The sequence below is a fragment of the Myxococcus sp. AB036A genome (assembly GCF_006547355.1).
GTDB lineage: Bacteria > Myxococcota > Myxococcia > Myxococcales > Myxococcaceae > Myxococcus > Myxococcus virescens.
In genome coordinates this window covers 35,507-53,002 of the sequence record NZ_VHLC01000060.1, presented here as the reverse complement: position 1 = coordinate 53,002, position 17,496 = coordinate 35,507, and the positions used below count along the sequence as shown (strand labels likewise).

At 67.5% G+C, this 17,496-nt stretch carries 16 protein-coding genes and 1 pseudogene; 1 reads left to right on the top strand and 16 read right to left on the bottom strand.

The annotated features are described in order from the left end of the window. From FL344_RS23425 to sppA, 10 genes and pseudogenes are all read right to left on the bottom strand, one after another. Nucleotides 1-407: pseudogene (locus FL344_RS23425) on the bottom strand (hypothetical protein); the annotation flags it as partial. Nucleotides 408-411: 4 nt separating this feature from the next. After that, complete coding sequence (locus FL344_RS23420) at nt 412-1,188, bottom strand: enoyl-CoA hydratase/isomerase family protein (protein ID WP_141620060.1); 777 nt, start codon at nt 1,186-1,188, stop codon at nt 412-414. A 39-nt stretch (nt 1,189-1,227) separates the two neighbouring features. After that, nucleotides 1,228-2,076, bottom strand: coding sequence for a 3-hydroxyacyl-CoA dehydrogenase family protein (locus FL344_RS23415; RefSeq protein WP_140862915.1), 849 nt, complete (start codon nt 2,074-2,076; stop codon nt 1,228-1,230). Nucleotides 2,077-2,152: 76 nt separating this feature from the next. Further along, nucleotides 2,153-2,596: a hypothetical protein gene (locus tag FL344_RS23410; RefSeq protein WP_141590593.1), complete on the bottom strand. Its 444-nt coding sequence runs from the start codon at nt 2,594-2,596 to the stop codon at nt 2,153-2,155. A gap of 2 nt (nt 2,597-2,598) precedes the next feature. Then, nucleotides 2,599-3,099, bottom strand: a complete 501-nt coding sequence (locus tag FL344_RS23405; protein ID WP_141620059.1) for a hypothetical protein — start codon at nt 3,097-3,099, stop codon at nt 2,599-2,601. 16 nt (nt 3,100-3,115) lie between these two features. Continuing rightward, nucleotides 3,116-4,201: an iron-sulfur cluster carrier protein ApbC gene (gene apbC / locus FL344_RS23400; protein WP_011553815.1), complete on the bottom strand. Its 1,086-nt coding sequence runs from the start codon at nt 4,199-4,201 to the stop codon at nt 3,116-3,118. 376 nt (nt 4,202-4,577) lie between these two features. After that, nucleotides 4,578-5,063: a DUF4265 domain-containing protein gene (locus tag FL344_RS23395; RefSeq protein ID WP_141620058.1), complete on the bottom strand. Its 486-nt coding sequence runs from the start codon at nt 5,061-5,063 to the stop codon at nt 4,578-4,580. Nucleotides 5,064-6,544: 1,481 nt separating this feature from the next. After that, nucleotides 6,545-6,937, bottom strand: a complete 393-nt coding sequence (locus FL344_RS23380) for a DUF6086 family protein (protein WP_141620055.1) — start codon at nt 6,935-6,937, stop codon at nt 6,545-6,547. A 34-nt stretch (nt 6,938-6,971) separates the two neighbouring features. Then, complete coding sequence (locus FL344_RS23375) at nt 6,972-8,045, bottom strand: lipid A deacylase LpxR family protein (protein WP_141620054.1); 1,074 nt, start codon at nt 8,043-8,045, stop codon at nt 6,972-6,974. 25 nt (nt 8,046-8,070) lie between these two features. Next, on the bottom strand, nt 8,071-9,888 hold the full coding sequence (gene sppA, locus FL344_RS23370; RefSeq protein WP_141620053.1) for a signal peptide peptidase SppA: 1,818 nt from the start codon (nt 9,886-9,888) through the stop codon (nt 8,071-8,073). Between the two features lie 78 nt (nt 9,889-9,966). On the opposite strand from sppA, the gene FL344_RS23365 reads away from it, so the two are divergent. Next, entirely contained in the window at nt 9,967-10,290 is a 324-nt protein-coding gene (locus FL344_RS23365) for a hypothetical protein (protein ID WP_020478128.1), read from the top strand. Between the two features lie 19 nt (nt 10,291-10,309). On the opposite strand, the gene rtcA is transcribed toward FL344_RS23365, so the two are convergent. The 6 genes from rtcA to FL344_RS23335 all read right to left on the bottom strand — a co-directional run bounded on the left by rtcA (nt 10,310) and on the right by FL344_RS23335 (nt 17,496). Beyond that, a complete protein-coding gene (gene rtcA / locus FL344_RS23360) occupies nt 10,310-11,392 on the bottom strand; it encodes an RNA 3'-terminal phosphate cyclase (RefSeq protein WP_141590619.1) in 1,083 nt (360 codons plus the stop codon). Between the two features lie 153 nt (nt 11,393-11,545). Then, nucleotides 11,546-13,483: a CocE/NonD family hydrolase gene (locus FL344_RS23355; RefSeq protein ID WP_141620052.1), complete on the bottom strand. Its 1,938-nt coding sequence runs from the start codon at nt 13,481-13,483 to the stop codon at nt 11,546-11,548. A gap of 70 nt (nt 13,484-13,553) precedes the next feature. Further along, the gene (locus FL344_RS23350; protein WP_141620051.1) at nt 13,554-14,987 is read right to left on the bottom strand and encodes a sigma-54 dependent transcriptional regulator; all 1,434 of its coding nucleotides are present in this window, start codon (nt 14,985-14,987) and stop codon (nt 13,554-13,556) included. Next, complete coding sequence (locus FL344_RS23345; RefSeq protein ID WP_141620050.1) at nt 14,977-16,314, bottom strand: PAS domain-containing sensor histidine kinase; 1,338 nt, start codon at nt 16,312-16,314, stop codon at nt 14,977-14,979. Before FL344_RS23345 ends, FL344_RS23350 begins: the two co-directional genes overlap by 11 nt. 28 nt (nt 16,315-16,342) lie before the next feature. After that, entirely contained in the window at nt 16,343-16,546 is a 204-nt protein-coding gene (locus FL344_RS23340; RefSeq protein WP_141590627.1) for a hypothetical protein, read from the bottom strand. A gap of 338 nt (nt 16,547-16,884) precedes the next feature. Further along, a complete protein-coding gene (locus FL344_RS23335; protein WP_141620049.1) occupies nt 16,885-17,496 on the bottom strand; it encodes a YdeI family protein in 612 nt (203 codons plus the stop codon).

The window sequence follows — 17,496 nt, the reverse complement described above, 5'->3', positions numbered from 1 at the left end:
CGCCCCCACAGCCCCGCGCCTTCGGCCAACACTCCGAAGCGCGCTGCGTCAGGAAACGCATACACCCGTGCCCCGGCGAGCATCCGGAAGGCCGTCCGTCCCAGCCGGAGCTGAGGCTCCAGGAACGGCGATACCACCAGCGTGGGCCCTGGCACGTCCAGCGGCGGCAGGGCCCACGGGTGGATGGGCCAGGACAGCACCCAACCCTCCTGGGCACCCGGCTCCCACTCGTAGCGGACGTCGGGGATGAGCGGCTCCAGGAAGCAGCCCGTGTAGAGGCACAGCGAGCGCTTCCAGGACACCAGCACGGGGGCTCGCTCGTCCTCGCCCCCACCGTCTTCCGAAGCCTGGGCCGGCACGGCGGCCAGGAGACACGCCAGCAGTCCCCCGGCCGCGAGCCCCTTCACCGCGCTACTTCCCGGTGAAGGTCGCGGGGCGCTTCTCCAGGAAGGCCTTCATGCCTTCGCGCTGGTCCTCGGAGCCGAACAGGTCGCCGAAGGCCTTGCGCTCGATGTCGTTCGCCGCGCGCAGGTCCTGGTCGGCGCCGGCCTCGATGACCTGCTTGGCCTTGGAGATGGCCAGCGGGCTGTTCTTGAGAATCTTCTCCGCCACGGCGCGGCAGTGCGCGAGCAGACCGTCCGCGGGGAGGACCTCCAGCACCATGCCAATCTCCTTCGCCTTCGCCGCGTCGATGCGGTCGCCGGTGAAAATGAGCTCCTTGGCGCGGGCGCGGCCCACCACGCGGGTGAGGCGCTGGGTGCCGCCGAAGCCGGGGATGACGCCCAGGCCGACTTCCGGCAGGCCGAGCTTGGCCTTCTCGGAGGCGTAGATGAAGTCACAGGCCAGGGCCAGCTCGGAGCCGCCGCCGAGCGCGAAGCCATTCACGGCCGCGATGGTCGGAATGGGCAGCGCCTCCAGCGCGGCCATGACCCGGTGCCCCAGGGCGCCGAACTCCTGGGCCTGCGCGTCGGTGAGCGCGGCCATCTCCGCGATGTCCGCGCCCGCGATGAAGGCCTTCTCGCCGCCGCCGGTGACGATGAGGACGCGCACGTCCGCGGGAAGGGACTTCAGCGCGGACTCGAGCTCCTGCAGCGTCTTCGTATTGAGGGCGTTGAGCGCCTTGGGGCGGTCGATGAAGAGGGTCGCGATGGCGCCCTCCTGCTCCAGCCGGATGTTCTCGTAGGCCATGTTCGAGGCTCCTGGGGTGGAAGTGGGTAACCGCGGGGCTCAGTACTTGTAGAAGCCGCGGCCGTTCTTCTTGCCGTACCAGCCGGCTTCCACGTACTGCCGCAGCAGGGGGCTGGGGCGGTACTTGGGGTCGCCCAGGCCCTTGTGGAGCACCTCGGCGATGTAGAGCACGGTGTCCAGGCCGATGAAGTCCGCCAACTGCAACGGGCCCATGGGCTGGTTGGTGCCCAGCTTCATCGCGGTGTCGATGTCCTCGACGGAGCCCAGGCCCTCCATGACGGCGAAGCAGGCCTCGTTGAGCATGGGGATGAGGATGCGGTTGACGATGAAGCCCGGGTAGTCCTTGGAGACCACCGTCGTCTTGCCCATCTTCTCCGCGAGGGCCCGCGTGGTGGCATACGTCTCATCGGACGTGGCGGCGCCGCGGATGATCTCCACGAGCTGCATCACCGGCACCGGGTTCATGAAGTGCATGCCGATGACGGACTCGGGGCGCTTGGTATACGCGGCGATCCGGGTGATGGGGATGGACGACGTGTTGGTGGCGAGCACGCCGCCCGGGCGCACGATTTCGTCCAGGTCCAGGAAGATGCCGCGCTTGAGGCCCTCGCTCTCCGTCACGGCCTCGACGGCGAAGTCCACGTCCTTGGCGTCGGTGACCTTCGTCACGGTGACGAGGTTGGCCTCGGCGGCCTGCTGCTTTGCCGCGTCGAGCTTGCCCTTCTCCACCAGCTTCTTCAGGCCGGCGCGGATGCGGTCGGCGCCCTTGGCGAGCCCCGCCTCGGAGACGTCCGCCAGCGTGACGCGAAGGCCCGCGACGAGTGCCACCTGCGCGATGCCCGCGCCCATCTGCCCTGCCCCGACGACGACAATGTGTTCCGTTGCCATGGCGTGTACGCACCTCTTGGGTCGGAAAGAGTGAAGAACGTTGTGCGGGCGGCCTTAGCCCACGCCCCCAGGTCGGTCAACGAACTGCGGCGGGCAACTGAAGCTGCCGGACGATGTACTGCCCTTCGCCGACGACGAGTTCCGTCTCCAAGCGCACACGGGTGTCGCTGCCCTCACGTTTCACGAAGAGCGCCGCGTCCCAGGTGCCCTCGGGCAGGTCCACCTTGTACGTGAGCTCAGGCGGTGGTCCCGAGGGGAAGAACCGCTCCTCGCGCTTGATGAGCTGGCCTTCCGGGTCGGAGATCTGCAGGTCCACGGCGCGCACGGAGGCCCAGCCCGGGCCCGCGAGCTGGAAGGCGACGTCGCGCTCGGGGGTGCCCGTCACCTGCCACAGGTAGAGCCCCAGGGCGACGAGCAGGAGCAACGGCAGCCGCTTGGCCAGCGCGCTCTTCCGTTCGTTCGGGCGCGGAGGCGGCGCGGCACTCGAGGGGGACTCAGCGGGAGGGGGCGTGTCCGCCACCGTTACTCCTTCTTGGTGCGCTTCGCGCTGGGGCGCTTCGCGTTGAGCTCGGAGATGACCACGCTGGGCGTGGCGGACCGGCGGGACTTGGTGGGGGCTTCCGACTCGGAGGACTTCTCCTCCTTCTCGGGAGGCACCAGGCGGATCTGCGCCTTGATCTCCACCGTCATGCCGGACATGAGCTTGAGGAACTCGTCGCGGAGCTTCTCGGACTGGAGGAAGCGGCGGAGCTCCTCGGTGACGGCGCGCGTCACCTCGTCCTTGGTCTTTTCGGCCTGACCGAGGATGAAGCCCAGGGCTTCCTTGGGGAGTTTGAGCTGGCCTGCGAGGTTGCGGATGCCCTCTTCCGTCATGAAGAGGGCACCCAGGCCGGCCACGGCCATGCGGCGGACGAACTCCGGAACGAAGCCCGCGGGCCCGTTGGAGCCACTGGAGCGGTCCTGCCGTTCGTCTTCGTCGAGCAGCGGATCGGGCGGGAAGTCGTCGTTGCCGGCCGGGGCCATGATGTCTCCTCGATAGTTAGCGGGCCTGCATCACCGGCAACGGAACGCTCTTGATGCTCTGGGCGGACACGCGCCCTGCGACGTTCCGCGCGACTTCCTGGAAGGCCTTCGCCTCCGGGCTGTCCTTGGCCCCCACGACCACCGGAACGCCGGAGTCTCCAGACTCCCGCACCTTCAGGTCCAGAGGGATTTCACCCAGGAATGGAATCCCGAACATCTGCGCGGCCTTGCGGCCGCCGCCGTGGTTGAAGATGGCCGTGGTGTGCGAGCAGTTCGGGCAGACGAACTGGCTCATGTTCTCCACGATGCCCAGCACGGGGATGTGGACCTTGTCGAACATCTGCTTGGCGCGAACCACGTCCGCGAGCGCCACGTCCTGCGGCGTGGTGACGAGCACGGCGCCCGCGGCCCGGACGGACTGGGACAGCGTGAGCGCCACGTCGCCGGTGCCGGGCGGCAGGTCGAGGACGAGGTAGTCGAGCTCGCCCCAGTTCACGTCCCGGACGAGCTGCATCAGCGCGCCGTGGAGCATGGGGCCGCGCCAGATGAGCGCCTGGTCGGCCTCCACGAGGAAGCCGATGGACATGACCTTGAGGCCGTGGGCCTCGAGCGGGTTGAGCGACTTGCCGTCCGGGCTGACGGGGCGCTTGTCGCCCAGGCCGGTCATCAGGGGGACGGAGGGGCCGTAGAAGTCCGCGTCGAGCAGGCCCACCTTGGCGCCGTGCTGGGCCAGGGCCGTGGCGAGGTTGAGGGCGACGGTGGACTTGCCCACTCCGCCCTTCCCCGCGCCGACGAGGATGATGTTCTTCACCTGGGGGAGCAGCGCGCCAGCGGGCATGCCCCCGCCGGCCGGGCGGACCCGGGCGCCCCACTCGATGTCGAAGGACTTGAGGCCGGGGACGGCCTTGAGGGCGGCCTCGGAGTCGGCCTGGATCTTCCCCTTCATGGGGCAGGCAGGCGTGGTGAGCTCGATCTTGAGTTTCGCGGTGTCCCCACTGACGTGGATGTCCTTCACCATTCCCGCCTTCACGAGATCGATGTGAAGCTCGGGATCCATCACCTTCGACATCGCAGCGAGGATGTCGGCCTGGGTAACGCTCATCAGGACACCTGAAACCTTTGGAAAACGGGCGGTTGTCAGCCGCCAACGGGCGCGGAATCTGCCAGCCCAGGGGGGGCTGTCAACGTCGTTTAACGGGGCTGTACGCCCAGCGCACCCTGTAGGTCCCAAGGACGGCCGGTGAGTGTCGGCCCGCTGAACGGGCCTATCAGGAGCGCTGGTGCGGGGGCCGGACGGGGGGACGAGGGCCCGGTGCGCTACTCGCTGGCTGCAACGGGGAAATCATTGTTTCGAGCACGGGTCGGACCACGAGGTTGTCATCGAAGTAAGGACACGACATCAGCCACATGCACGCAAATGTAATTTAGGTGTCGAGGGGGCGAGCACGTCAGAAGTTTTTTGCAAAGCATTACCCGTCCTATGTGGCCCAAGTTTGCCACCAGTCGAGCGGCGCCCCGGAAGTCGGCTCGTACGCATTGGAAAAACTCCAAGCAGAATCAGCGATGCGCAAGACGGCGTCATCAAAAAAGTCCGCAATCCTGTCGAAGCCACTGGCTGCGGGAACGGTAAAGACGAGGGTTGTTTCCCCTCCACCATCCATTCGACCTCCAATGCTGGCGACCTCATGCACGAGACGCTGAGCCTCTGCGCTGTAATTCATTCCCTGCTTCGGGAAGAAAAACCAAATACAGAAGTTTCCGCCGCGCCGTGTCACTTTGAAGCCCGATGGCTCGGCGGCGTTAATTGCGAACTCATCCCCCGCTGCGAGGCTCTCAACTAATCCAGGGGAAAACACCAGCCGGTAGTGATTGTCCTCAAGCTCATCCGCCGTAAGAATTTCAGTCAAGGGGCGCTGCCCTGGACCGATGCGCACCGGCAATTTGACTTCAACGCTCTTTTTCATAATCGCTCCCTATCTGCCATATGGGGCACCACAACTGCCTCGTTCAGCACATGACATGCTTGGCGTCACTCCTCCACGATTGTTAGTGGAGAGATTGCACGCCGCACGTCCGGTCGCTCCACCGCGAATCCACGGTGAAGTGCAACAATCGCTCGTGCATGGCATCCACCCGCTTGGGGTCCGGACACGCACGGGCGGCGATGGGCTCCACGCTCTTGCGCTCCCCTCCCGCAGCAGGCCCATGGCGTAGAGTGTCAGGGACCGGGGTAACGGACCGCGTTTGGGTCGGCCAAACGGATCGCGACTCCTGAACGATCAGAACTGGCCGCTCGCGGCCGACTGCTCTTTGCCGGCGCGCGGAGGGAGGGTCAAGGGCGCAGAACCGTTCAGGTTTCGGCGCAGCCGAACCTTGATGCTCCCGAGCACGCTGGCTGGTCGGACTGATCGAAACTGCGATCCGACGAGGTGACCCACGAGCGATCCGATAGGGCGGCCCATGACACGTAGAGGGCGAACGATCCGCGCCGACTCTCCTCGCCCAACACCTCGCCGATTCGCTGGAAATGCCTCTCAAGCCGCGGAACCGCGGCGGCGTTCATGAAGGAGTCGATGCCTGCTTTATGAGTGGGGCGGGTGGCGGCCAATGCAATCATGGCCTGCCCGCCCGGCCCTCCGTTACCCACTCCCCCTTCGGACTACCGCTGGCGCAGTGGTGCTAGGCAGTGGCTGGCAGACGCACGGGCTGCAAGGCGCAATGTGGAGCTCGTAATTATTACTGGCCCTCGAACGGCAGTGGTCGATACTGCCTGCGCACGCTGGTGACGTCGGCGGAGGCCGTGGACGTGGAGGTGCCACGCACGAGGCACCGCGGTAGACGGCGTCATCAAAAAAGTCCGCAATCCTGTCGAAGCCACTGGCCGCGGGTTGAGCACGCATGGCGCAGCGACCGCATTTTCGGAAGGCGCAGCGGATGAGAGGTCTCAAGTCAAGCGGGACGCACTCTACTTCTCACGTGCTCAATAAACTCCGCATGCAAGGGCGCATTGTACTTCTCCAGGTAATAGACAAGATCGGTAGGCCAAAACCAAACGCCGTCCGTAAGCACTGCCAAAGGCCCAATTATCTCCCTGGACGGTTCTAGCACATCACGCACAAGCCCAGCCGAAGCCGCGTAGACCTGCCCGTTCCGCAAGTACCTAGCTATAGCGACCTGGTCAGGAAGCCGAGGCTCACACGTTCGATTCGCGAGTGCGTCGCCACTCTTGTCGCCGTGCTTCAAATTCGAAAAGAAGCCAACGCGCTTTTGCATGACTTCACACCTCCTCCGGAGCCCTCACTGACTCCAGGCGAACCTTTGACCTTCGCTGGACGCCTATCACTTCCGGTGAGGGGAAAAGCCATCGCCATCGGACGGTAGCATCGGTTCAAAGCTGTGCTGTCGGACGCCCGGGTGTCAGGGCAGATACGATGACGACTCCCCATTAATCAATAAGCCCTTCATAAATAGGTCCCACCCGCGATTGCCCCGACACCAGTAATTGACCTCGGCGCGCAAGACGTTCCGTATCTCCGCGCATAGGAGAGGTCGAACCTGGCTCGCAAGCCAGAAGAATTCCATGCGATATTGAAAACGGACCAGCGAACAATGTCTTAGTTGCATTGCTCGTTTCGGAATCTAGTTCGTTCATTAGTGCTGAGACAAACGGCCTGAGCAGTAAAGGATTGATTTCCACCTCATCAGCGACCACTTCGCCAATTCCACTCTGTAGTTCCACTGCATTTTCTAAAGCTCGAACCTGGGCAAGAAATAGACGGGCCAGTCTGGGCGACGGATCCCACACCACTTCACCTTGCCACTTGAAGAAGACGCCCATGTCTGACCTCCATTGGTCCTTAGTTTCGACGCCTTCAGTGCAGATACGAGAGCTGAATCTGGGTGAACCGGTGTCCTGACAGGAGCGGATTGGGCGGGTCAGCCAGTTCCTGGGAGCGGAAGACCATGCCCAGGCCGAACTGGAACCCGCCCGTCCGGAAGGCCGCGCCGAACTCGCTGTCCCCGACGATGGGCGCCTTCCGGACGCTGATGCTCGGCCGAAAGAGCGTGCCATCCAGGAACAGGTTCCTCGCGACCACCCTCACCTGCCCTCGGGCGTACAGGTAGGCCTCCCAGGCGCGTTCATCTCGAATGGCCATCAGCTCCGAGGAGGCCTCCCCCGGCGCCCGCTGAGCCTCCAGTTCCTTGACCACGGACGGCATGATGGGCGCCAGGCCATACGGCCGGGCCAGATAGCCCACACGGACCGTCCCTCCCAGGCTCGCGTTCACGAAGACTGTGCCCAGCATCGCCCCGGCGGACCACGTCACGTCCACCACGGGGCTCCAGAGCAGCGGCTGCTCGCGGAGCGCGGAGAAGTGGAATGCGGGCTCGGTGGGCAACTGCTTCTCCCAACCCACCGGAATCCTTGCCACCGTGCGCCCGAAGATGTCGTTCAGCGTCCGGTGGACCCAGCGCTGCGTCTTCGCCGCCCCGGACGCCGGCCCCGTGACGCCCACCGTGGCCTGGAGCGTCAGCCTCGACGAGTCCGCGGGCGCCCTCCCCGCATAGATGTGCTGGAAGAAGATGCCCCCGTGCAGCCAGCCCCCGTAGGGCCGGTCGTTCGGGTCCGGGAACACGTCCTGCTCCGGCAGCGGAACAATCCGGCTCGGCGTGTACATGTTCTGCGCCAGCGAGCCGCCACACAGGTAGCGGTGCTGCACGCTGTCCGGAAGCCGCAGCGTCCGCGCGATGGAACGGCACCCGTCGTACTCCCCGAAGTGCTCGATGCGGACGCCGTTCGTGTAGAGCCGGTCGCTCTTGGCGAGCACGTCATTCTCGAAGTGGAGGCTCGTGACGAACGGCAGCTTCTCCTCCACCTTCGCGGCGGAAGAAGCCTCCGCCTGGGCCAGACAGGATGCAGTCAGCAACGCGAGTGCCTTCAGCATCCCTCCAGTCTACCGCTCGCGCCCGTCAGCCCCCGAATGGCCACTGGTCATCAGAAAACACTCTACCCACCACGTCGGCCACCCCGAAGCGCGCGGCATCTTCAAACGCCTCCGTGCCGCCCAACCCATTCAGGCTCAAGGCCGTGGGGCACAGCGCATACGTCTGCGCATGGGACGCCCCCATCAACAGCTTCAGCAGGTTCACCCGTTGCTTGGGCGCGCCATAGGTCATGATTTCGAACCGCTCCGCCGCCGGCACCTTCGCCAGCGAGAGCGCGTGGCGACAGGCCTCCTCGAAGCCCGCGACCTGGTCCACCAGCCCCACGGCCTTCCCGCGCACGCCCGAGTACACGCGGCCTTCCGCCAACTGGTGAATTTCCTCCTTCGTCCGCCCCCTCCCCTTCGCGACGATGTCGAGGAAGGCCTGGTACATCTCCTCCACCTCTGCCTCCAGCGTGGCCTCCTCTTGCGGCGTGAAGCCACGCGAGAACGAGAGCATGGCCGCGTTCTGTCCCCGGACCAGCACCGTCTTGTGCACCCCGAGCTTCTCCATCAGCCCGGACATGTCGAACTTGCCCGCGAAGACACCAATCGAGCCCACCATGGCGTGCGGCGCGGACCAGATCTCCTTCGCGCCCACCGCCACCATGTACCCTGCGCTGGCGCACACCCGGTCCATGTACGCGATGACGGGTTTCTTCCGCGCCACGCGTTGCACGGCCTCCAGCATCTGCTCCGACGCCAGCGGCGTCCCGCCCGGACTGCTGATGTAGACGACCACCGCCTTCGACCGCTTGTCCCGCCCCGCGGCACGCAGCGCCTTCACCACCGTCTCCGAGGTCGCCATCTTCCCGCTGGCCCCCTTGCCCGGGATGATGATTCCAGACACGGGCACCACCGCGACACGCGGGTTCCGCCGCAGCCGCTTCCATCGGACCGGCGGGAACGGAATCGTGGAGAGATAGGTCTCCATCGGCTCCAGCTCCGTCTCCTCCTCTCCATCCCCCGGCTTCGCCAGCCCGAGGTGCGCGGGCAGGTTCGCCTCGCTCACCAGTGCGTCCGCCAGCCCCGCGTCCACCGCCCGGCGAGCACTGAAGGGCCCCTGGTCGATCAGCGCCCGGACCTCCTCCGGCGTCTTGCGCCGCCCCCGAGCCACCACGTCCACCAGGTCCGCGTAGCGCTCATCCAGGAACGACTCCACCGTCCGCGTCTGGATGTCCGACACGACGGGCCGGGTGAAGAGCTCCGGCGCCGTCTTGTAATCCCCGCGCCGGATGAATTGCGGCCGGATGCCCACGCGCGACAGGCCCACGCCCAGGGCGGTGGACTCGGCGGCGTAGCCCACCAGCTCCACGCGGCCCATGGGGGGCAGGAGCACCTCGTCCGCCGAGCACAGGAGGGCATATCCCTCGTTGTCCACGTGGACCGCCCAGCCCACCACCCGCTTGCCCTGGGCGCGGAAGGCCCTCAACACCGCCACCAGCGCATCCCGCTTCGCCGCGGGCACGGCCAGGTCCTCCACCTCCAGGAGGATGCCCTTCACCCGGCCGTCCTTCGCCAGGAGCTCCAACGACTCGCGGAGGCGCTCCACGGACGTGACATCCGACGGCTCGGGGCGGCTGCCCCCCAGCTGCAACCGGCGCCGGCGTCGCTCGCGGTACGGCGGATCCCCCGTCAGCCGGAAGCGGACGTAGGCGGGCCGGTGGCTGGCGGCCATCATCCGGAAGGGCGCGCCCAGCAGGGAGACCAGGAGGAGGTACAGGTTGGCGAGGACGATGAAGGGCAGGCGCAGCATGGCGTCCGGGATGGAAATGTGGGTCCCCGGCCCGTAATGGACGCTCACTCAGCGTGCAAGCCCTGTTCAGTCCATCCGTTGGGTCGTGATAGCCTCCCCCGCCATATGCGATACCTCGTTCCCCGGATGTTCCTCGTCCTCGCGCTCAGCTCGGGTGGTGCCGCGCTGGCCCAGCCTCGCAAGCAGGTCCAGGATTTCCAGGCCCCCCGCGAGATGACCGCCGAGGAGCGTGAGGCCGCCAAGCAGCGCGCCATGGGCAACAACCTCAACTCCTACGGCAAGGACGTCCAGCTCAAGCAGAAGCCGATTCCGTGGATGGCCATCGGCCTCGCGGGGCTCGTGTTCGTGGTCGCCGTGCCTTTCGGCATCCGCGCCTACCGGAACACGTCCAAGGACATCGCCGGGCAGAACACCTTCGGCGCCAACCGCGGCGACGACGAAGTGGCCTGAGCCGGTTCCGGCCCGGACTTCAGGCGGGCCGGACCTCCACGGAACCTCCCGCCTCCACCGTGACGCGCACGGGCAGGAAGCGCTCCACGACACGGGCGTGGGTGGTGAGGTGGTCGGTGATTCGCGCCGCCGTGAAGCGCGTGGTGCCCGGTGACGCCGGCCCCAGGCGCCCGGCGGCCAGCAGCGCGGCGGGCAGGAGAATCTGATCGGCGAGGTGCTCATCGAGCGCCCCACCCGTCTCCATGAACCGCGCCAGGGCCTCTCCGCCCTCGCGGCCCACGTCCTCGGCGGGGCGGCCCCGCTCTCCCAGCGCGGTGAAGCCCGCGATGGTGTGCTCGAACTGGGCCAGGACGAAAGTGACGGTCCCCACCGAGCGCGTCACCGCCAGCGGGCGGTTGTCCGCCTCCGCCAGGATGCCGCGCTCACGCAGCGCTCCCACGGCGGCCCTGGATTGACGCTCGGCGATGGTGAACGGCAGCCCGCCGGTGAAGGACGACACGCGGACCTCGCGCAACATGCCTCGCGCGGGCAGCTCCACCAGCCGGGGCGGCTCCTGCGGCGGCCCCACCTCCGCGACAATCTCCCCCGCGCCCTCCGGGTAGAAGCCGGCGTGCACCAGGGACAGCAACACCGGCAGGCCATACGCATGCGCCACCGGCTGCCAGACGGTGGCCACGTAGTGGAAGCTGGGGCTGTGCGGCAGGTGCGTGCCGCCTCGCAAGGTCAGCCGTCCTCCGCCGGCCAGGGCCAGCGGATAGACGAGGCACTGGAAGAGCAACGGCGTGCTGCCCGCGGTGCCCACCTCCAGCAGGTAGTCGCCGGCGCGCACGGGGGCCGGGGTGAAGGAGAGCTCGGAGGCGCCGACGGTGGCGCCCTCGGAAGAAGCGGCGCCGCCACACAGGGCCTCGGCGCCGCGGACGCAGGCCAGGTGCTGGGGACGCAGACCGGGCGGATCACGTCGCTCGCGCAGGCGCGTGATGTGGAACGGGCGGCCGGTGATGAGCGACAGCGACAGCGCGGAGCGGAGAATCTGGCCGCCCCCTTCGCCCTCACTCCCATCCAGCCGCACCAGCCCGGTGTCGGGCCCCTGGGTGCCGGTCATGTCCCTCCCGTTTCAGGTGCCACCGCGTGAATGAAAGCCCAGGGTAACAGGAACGCAAGGCCGGCACCCCCACGAGAACACCCTTCCCTTCGCCGCTGCACAGAAGCAGCCCTGATGGCGGCGAACGGAGGGCTCCGCGTGGGGGGCCTCGCGCTACTCGTCCAACGAGGGCAGCACGCCCACCTTGATGAAGCTGGGGTTCGCCGTGGAGTGGTAGACGCGGTGGAAGGCGCGCGTGAAGTGCTCCTCCTTCGCCTCGAAGATGTTGGGCACGTAGGTCTGCGGGTTGCGGTCGATGAACGGGAACCAGCTCGACTGGACCTGAATCATCACGCGGTGCCCACGCTGGAAGGTGTGGAACACGTCGTTGATGACGAAGCGCACCTTCGTCACCTCGTTGGGCTTGAAGGGCTTGGGCTCGCTGTAGCTGTCGCGGAACCGGCCGCGGAAGGGCTCGCCGCGCACCAGCGTCTGCTGATGCCCCCGGTTCTTGTTTCCCTTCTCTTCATCGCCCTTGCGCCACCCGCGCACCTTGCCCGGGTTGACGTCCACCAGCTTTACCACCCAGTCCGCGTCGGTGCCCGTCGTGGAAACCCACAACTCCGCCTCCAGCGGTCCCGCCAGCGTGAGGTCGCGCTCCAGCGGCTCCGTCTCGAACACCAGCACGTCCGGCCGGCGCGCGGCGAAGCGCTGGTCCTCCGTCATGTAGTCCTTGCTCCAGCCCGTCATCATCTCCTGCGTGTACGGCACGGGCTTGGCCGGGTCGCTCACGTACTCGGCGAAGGACGCGCCCGTCGTCTTCGGCGCCGTCGTGGCCAGGCCCCCCTTGGGCTGGAAGTAGAGCCGCGTCTCACGCAGCCCCTTGGGCGGCCACGTGTCGAAGCGGCGCCAGCGGTTGGCGCCCGTCTCGAACACCATGGCCTCCGGCACGTCCGGCTTCGCGCCGCCCTTGAGGTGGTGCTTGAAGAAGTCCAGCGCCAACGTCTGGTAGGCCTCGCTGGTGGCGAAGCCGAAGTCCGCGTCGCCCAGGGACTCGCCTCCGCCGCGCTGCCAGCCGCCGTGCGGCCACGGGCCCATGATGAGGCTGTTGGAGATGCCGGGGTTCTGCTTCTCGATGGCGGCGTAGGTCCGCAGGGGGCCGTAGAGGTCCTCGGTGTCGTACCAGCCGCCCACCGTGAGCACCGCCGCCTTGATGTTCTTCAGGTGCGGGAGCAGGTTCCGCGCCTGCCAGAAGCTGTCGTAGTTGGGATGCGAGGTGACGTCCTTCCAGAAGGCGACGTCCCCCTTGAGGTGCTTCGCGTCCGCGTTGCCCAGGGGACCCAGGTCCAGGAAGAACTGGTAGCCGTCCGGCGTGCCGTGCTCGAAGCGCTGCCACTCCTCGTTGTCCGTGGGATGGGGCCGGGGCTTGCCGAACGTGGAGAAGAAGTTGAATGCCAGCGCCAGGTTGAAGGCGCCGTGGCGGTGCATGTCATCCCAGAACCAGTCGGCGATGGGGGCCTGCGGCGACACCGCCTTGAGCGCCGGGTGCGAATCAATGGCGCCCGCCGACGCGTAGAAGCCGGGGTACGAAATCCCCCACTGGCCCACGCGGCCGTTGTTGTTCGCCACGCGCTTCACCAACCACTCGATGGTGTCGTACGTGTCGGTGCTCTCGTCGAAGTCCTTGGGCCCGGCCTTCTTCGGCTTGTGGGGGCGGACGTTGACGAACTCGCCTTCGGACATGTTGCGGCCGCGCACGTCCTGGAAGGCGAAGATGAAGCCGTCCTTCTCGAACGCCTCGGTGGGGGCCAACGCGGGGGGATACCGGTCCACGCCATAGGGCGCGACGCTGTACGGCGTGCGCACCAGGATGATGGGATAGCGCTTCCCCGGTGACGCGTCCGCGGGGACGTAGACGGAGGTGAACAGGCGCGTCCCGTCCCGCATGGGAATGCGGTACTCGAACTTGGTGTACTGCGAGCGGACGCGTTCGGTGCGCTCGGGAGAGATGCTGTAGGGGCGCTTCGGGGCTGGCGGGGTGGACTGCGCCTGCGCCGGGCCTGCGACGGTGGCCAGCAGGACAGCCGCGAGGCATCGGGTCACGGGATGCATGCACGCTCCTGGAACGATGACGCTGGAAGGCCGGCCCGCAACACCGCGAGCGGCCCGCTTGTTCCCGGAATCAGCTCCGCTCTTCCCCGCCGTCGTCCAGCCCGTACTTGCGCAGCTTGTCATGCAGGGTGGCCCGGCCAATGCCCAGCCGCCGCGCCGCTTCACTGCGGTTTCCGCCCGCCATGCGCAGCGCGTCCAGGACCAGGCCGCGCTCGTACGCCTCCACGCGCTCCTTGAGCCCCGCGCCGGGAGCCCCGTCCTGCGGCCCTGGACGGACCGGGTCCGACGACGCCCCCGGGAAACCACTATCCGCGCCTGTCGGCTCGGCGGAAGGCAACGGGCCCAGGTCCAGCCGCCCCTCGCTGGACAGCGCGACCAGGCTCTCCAGCGTGTTCTCCAGCTCGCGCACGTTCCCTGGCCACGGCAAGGCACGGAGCTGCTCGAAGAAGCCGTCGGGGATTTTCAGTGGGCCGGTGTGGAACCGGTCGATGAAGCGGTCCAGGAACACCCGCGCCAACACGGGGATGTCCTCGGGGCGCTCGCGCAGCGGCGGCACCCGGAGCTGGACGACGTTGAGCCGGTAGTAGAGGTCCTCGCGGAACGCACCCTCCAGGGCCAGGCGGCGCAAGTCCCTGTGAGTGGCGGCGATGATGCGCACGTCCACCGTCACTGGCCGGTCCTCCCCCACCGGGCGCACCTCGCCCTCCTGAAGCACGCGAAGGAGCCGGGCCTGGAGCGTGGGTGCCAGCTCGCCCACCTCGTCCAGCAGCAGCGTGCCGCCATCCGCCTCACGGAAGAGCCCAGGCCGCGCGCGGTGGGCTCCGGTGAAGGCGCCCCGGGCGTGGCCGAACAGCTCGGCCTCCGCCAGCTCCTCGGTGAGTGCCGCGCAGTTGAAGCGCAGGAAGGGCCGGTTCGCGCGCGGCGAGGCCCGGACGAGCGCGTCCGCCACCCGCTCCTTGCCCGTGCCGCTCTCGCCGGTGATGAGCACCGTCACATCCCGTGAGCCCGCCCGTTGCACGAGCTGCGCGAGCCGGGCCATGGGCTCCGAGACGAACACCAACGAGCGGGACAGGTTCAGCTCACCTGATAGCCGTGCGTTCTCCTCGCGGAGCCGGACCGACTCCAGCGCGCGGGAGACGACCGCCAGCAGCTCATCCACCTCGAAGGGCTTGCGGAAGTAGTCGTAGGCCCCCGCCTTCATGGCCTCCACCGCGAAGCGCTCGGAACCATGCGCGGTGATGACGATGACACGAGGCGCTCGGGAGAACAGACTCAGCCGGCGCACCAGTTCCATGCCATCCATCCGAGGCATGCGCAGGTCGGAGATGACCAGCTCGTAGGGCCTGGCCGACAGCTTCTCCAGCGCGTCCTCGCCATCCACGGCTTCATCCACCTCGACGCCGGAGAGGCTCTTGAGCATCTCCCGCAGCGTGAAGCGAACGCCCGCGTCGTCATCCACCACCAGGACGCGCGTGGTGCCACCCTCCTTGGCATCATCCCACATTCGCGACTCCGTGCAGCGGCCGCATGATCTCCGCTGGCAGCTCTCGCGGGAGCGTCAACGCCGCCTCGCATCCGCCTCCTACCGCATTCGCCAGCGTGACGTCTCCGCCGTGCTGTCTCGCCAGGGCACGCGCCACCGTCAGGCCCAACCCGGAGCCCCTGGCCTTGGTCGTCACGCCCGCGTCGAACACACGGGGCTCGAGCTCGGAGGCCAGTCCAGGCCCTGAGTCGCGCACGAAGACGCGGGCCTCGCCCACGGGCAGCGCGCGGACCTCCACGGTGACACGCCCGCCCGTGGGACAGGCCTCGATGGCGTTGTGCAGCAGGTTCATCAACACCTGCTTCACCTTGCGCGAGTCACACACCGCCTCCACGCCCTCCGTGCCCTTGCGCTCCAGCCGCACGCCGTGTCCCGCCGCCAGTCCTTCGTGCAGCACCAGGGCTTCATCGCACAACGCGCCCAGGTCCACGGGGCTCACCGTCAAAGGCACCAGCGGCCGAGTGAAGTTGAGGAACTCCTCCAGGATGCCCTGCATCCGCACCACCTCGCCCGACAGCACCTGCAGGCGTTCGGCGGGCTGGGCGCGACCTGCTTCGCGCGCCATGAGCTGGGTGAGGCCCTTCACCGTGGCCAGCGGGTTCTTCAGCTCGTGGGCAATCTCTCCGGACATGGCCTCCAGGGCGCCCGCATACGAGCGATGCGTGGCCAGCAGTTCGTCGCGGCTGGCGAGCGCTTCGCTCAGCATGTTGTCGAAGGTCGTCCGGATGGCGCCGCCCGCCGCGCTGCACACGCAGAGCATGATGGCGGTGACGAGGGCGCCCGCGACGAGCAGGACGGACGACGGCGCGCCGAGGAACCACAGGGGCAGCCCCTGAACCAGCCCGGAAATCTGGACGAAGGAGACGGCCATCAGCGTGGACAACTGCGCCATCAACAGCCGCGAGCGATCCCGGGGCGTCGCCGCGAGGCTCGACAAGAAGCCCAGGGGCAGCGCGGCGGGCAGCACGGGGCTGGCGATGCCGCCGGTCCCCACGATGATGCTCGTCAGGATGATCTGCCCCATCCACAGATTGAGCGGCACGCTGCGCGCGTCAACGCCGTCGCGCTGAAAGCGGCGGAACTCATGGAAGAAGTAGGTAAAGGCGCCCACCCCCACCACGCTCATGAACACGCATCGCCAGCGCGCGCCGTCGATGACGGCGACACACACGGCGGACAGCAGCAGCAGCAGCGACAGGAACAGTCGGACGCGAACGAGCCGGCCGAAGAGGCGCCCGAAGTGCTTGAGCTGGATGTCCTCGAAGTAGCGCTGGGTCCGCGAGTCCATGGGGTCTCTCCCGCTCACGCCTCCCCGCTCATCGTATGTCAGCCGCGCCCCCCTCGATGACCGTCAACTGGGGCGCCGCCTTTCGCTCCGGGGCGCGGGCCCCGGACACGCTCTGCCCTCCCGTCGCCGTGCGCTCGGTGGAGGAGGTGCGGGGTTGGCTGGCCTGGGACACAGCGCGGCGCGGCGCGGGCCGCAGTGGCAAGCCGAAGTACAGGTACATGTCGAGCAACATGGATTGACTTCCCCTTGGCGGATGCGTGAACGCTGAAACGCATCCGGCCTGGAGCAATGGTGATGCCACCGGCTGTCCGGCCGTTCACCGGGGCGCGCCACTTCGCGAGGAAGCGGCGAAACGCACCGTGCCATGGGCTCCAGGCGCTCTTTCGTGAAAAAGGATGAAGTTGCGTGAGGCAAGCGCGGAGGCGACGTGCGCGTGAAGCCACCCCGAGGGGCCGGGTCACCGCCGGGGTTCCGGCAGGGTGCCGGATTTCCGGCAGGTCCGCCGCACGGCCCTCCGGCACACGGGCGGCGCCGGATATCGGCATGGGACTTGCCGGGGCTCGTCCCCGTTCATGCCTGCAGCGATTCGTGCCGAGCCAGCATCTCGACGAACTGTTCAATTCGCCGAGCCCGCGTCTCCGCCTTCTTCGCGGTGTGGACGCGCCACAGGATGGCGTACCGGTTCGCTGCGTTGAGCGTGGCGAAGAACGCGGCCGCCTTCGCATTCGCGGCCAGGGCGCGGGCCAGGTCCTCGGGCACGGTGGTCTTGCTCTGGGATTCGTAGGCGGCGTCCCAGCGGCCATCCTGCTTGGCGAGCGCCACGGCCTCCATGCCCGCCGGCTTCATCCGGCCCGCGGCGATGAGCGCTTCCACCTTCTCGCAGTTGATCTTGGACCAGACGCTCTTCGCGCCCCGGGGAGTGAACTTCTGGAGCCACGCGGTGTCATCGAAGGCGTTCTTCTGACCGTCAATCCAGCCCCACTCGAGCGCGACGTCGACCGCTTCGGCGTAGGTGACGGATTCGATGCCCGAGCCCTTCTTCGCCAGCTTCAACCAGAGGCCGCGCGACGAGGCATGGTTCGCTTCGAGCCAGGACGCCCATTCCGCGGGCGACGCGAAGGCAATCGTGGGGAGCTCAGCGGCGGGGGCCTTCTTCGCGGCGGCCTTCTTCGTCGGACTCAT

What these genes read in the sequence shown, in the direction of transcription:
- FL344_RS23420 (WP_141620060.1), bottom strand. Translation starts at nt 1,188, where the DNA reads ATGGCCTACGAGAACATCCGGCTGGAGCAGGAGGGCGCCATCGCGACC.
- FL344_RS23415 (WP_140862915.1), bottom strand. Translation starts at nt 2,076, where the DNA reads ATGGCAACGGAACACATTGTCGTCGTCGGGGCAGGGCAGATGGGCGCG.
- FL344_RS23405 (WP_141620059.1), bottom strand. Translation starts at nt 3,099, where the DNA reads ATGGCCCCGGCCGGCAACGACGACTTCCCGCCCGATCCGCTGCTCGAC.
- apbC (WP_011553815.1), bottom strand. Translation starts at nt 4,201, where the DNA reads ATGAGCGTTACCCAGGCCGACATCCTCGCTGCGATGTCGAAGGTGATG.
- FL344_RS23395 (WP_141620058.1), bottom strand. Translation starts at nt 5,063, where the DNA reads ATGAAAAAGAGCGTTGAAGTCAAATTGCCGGTGCGCATCGGTCCAGGG.
- FL344_RS23380 (WP_141620055.1), bottom strand. Translation starts at nt 6,937, where the DNA reads ATGGGCGTCTTCTTCAAGTGGCAAGGTGAAGTGGTGTGGGATCCGTCG.
- FL344_RS23375 (WP_141620054.1), bottom strand. Translation starts at nt 8,045, where the DNA reads ATGCTGAAGGCACTCGCGTTGCTGACTGCATCCTGTCTGGCCCAGGCG.
- FL344_RS23365 (WP_020478128.1), top strand. Translation starts at nt 9,967, where the DNA reads ATGTTCCTCGTCCTCGCGCTCAGCTCGGGTGGTGCCGCGCTGGCCCAG.
- rtcA (WP_141590619.1), bottom strand. Translation starts at nt 11,392, where the DNA reads ATGACCGGCACCCAGGGGCCCGACACCGGGCTGGTGCGGCTGGATGGG.
- FL344_RS23355 (WP_141620052.1), bottom strand. Translation starts at nt 13,483, where the DNA reads ATGCATCCCGTGACCCGATGCCTCGCGGCTGTCCTGCTGGCCACCGTC.
- FL344_RS23350 (WP_141620051.1), bottom strand. Translation starts at nt 14,987, where the DNA reads ATGTGGGATGATGCCAAGGAGGGTGGCACCACGCGCGTCCTGGTGGTG.
- FL344_RS23345 (WP_141620050.1), bottom strand. Translation starts at nt 16,314, where the DNA reads ATGGACTCGCGGACCCAGCGCTACTTCGAGGACATCCAGCTCAAGCAC.
- FL344_RS23340 (WP_141590627.1), bottom strand. Translation starts at nt 16,546, where the DNA reads ATGTTGCTCGACATGTACCTGTACTTCGGCTTGCCACTGCGGCCCGCG.
- FL344_RS23335 (WP_141620049.1), bottom strand. Translation starts at nt 17,496, where the DNA reads ATGAGTCCGACGAAGAAGGCCGCCGCGAAGAAGGCCCCCGCCGCTGAG.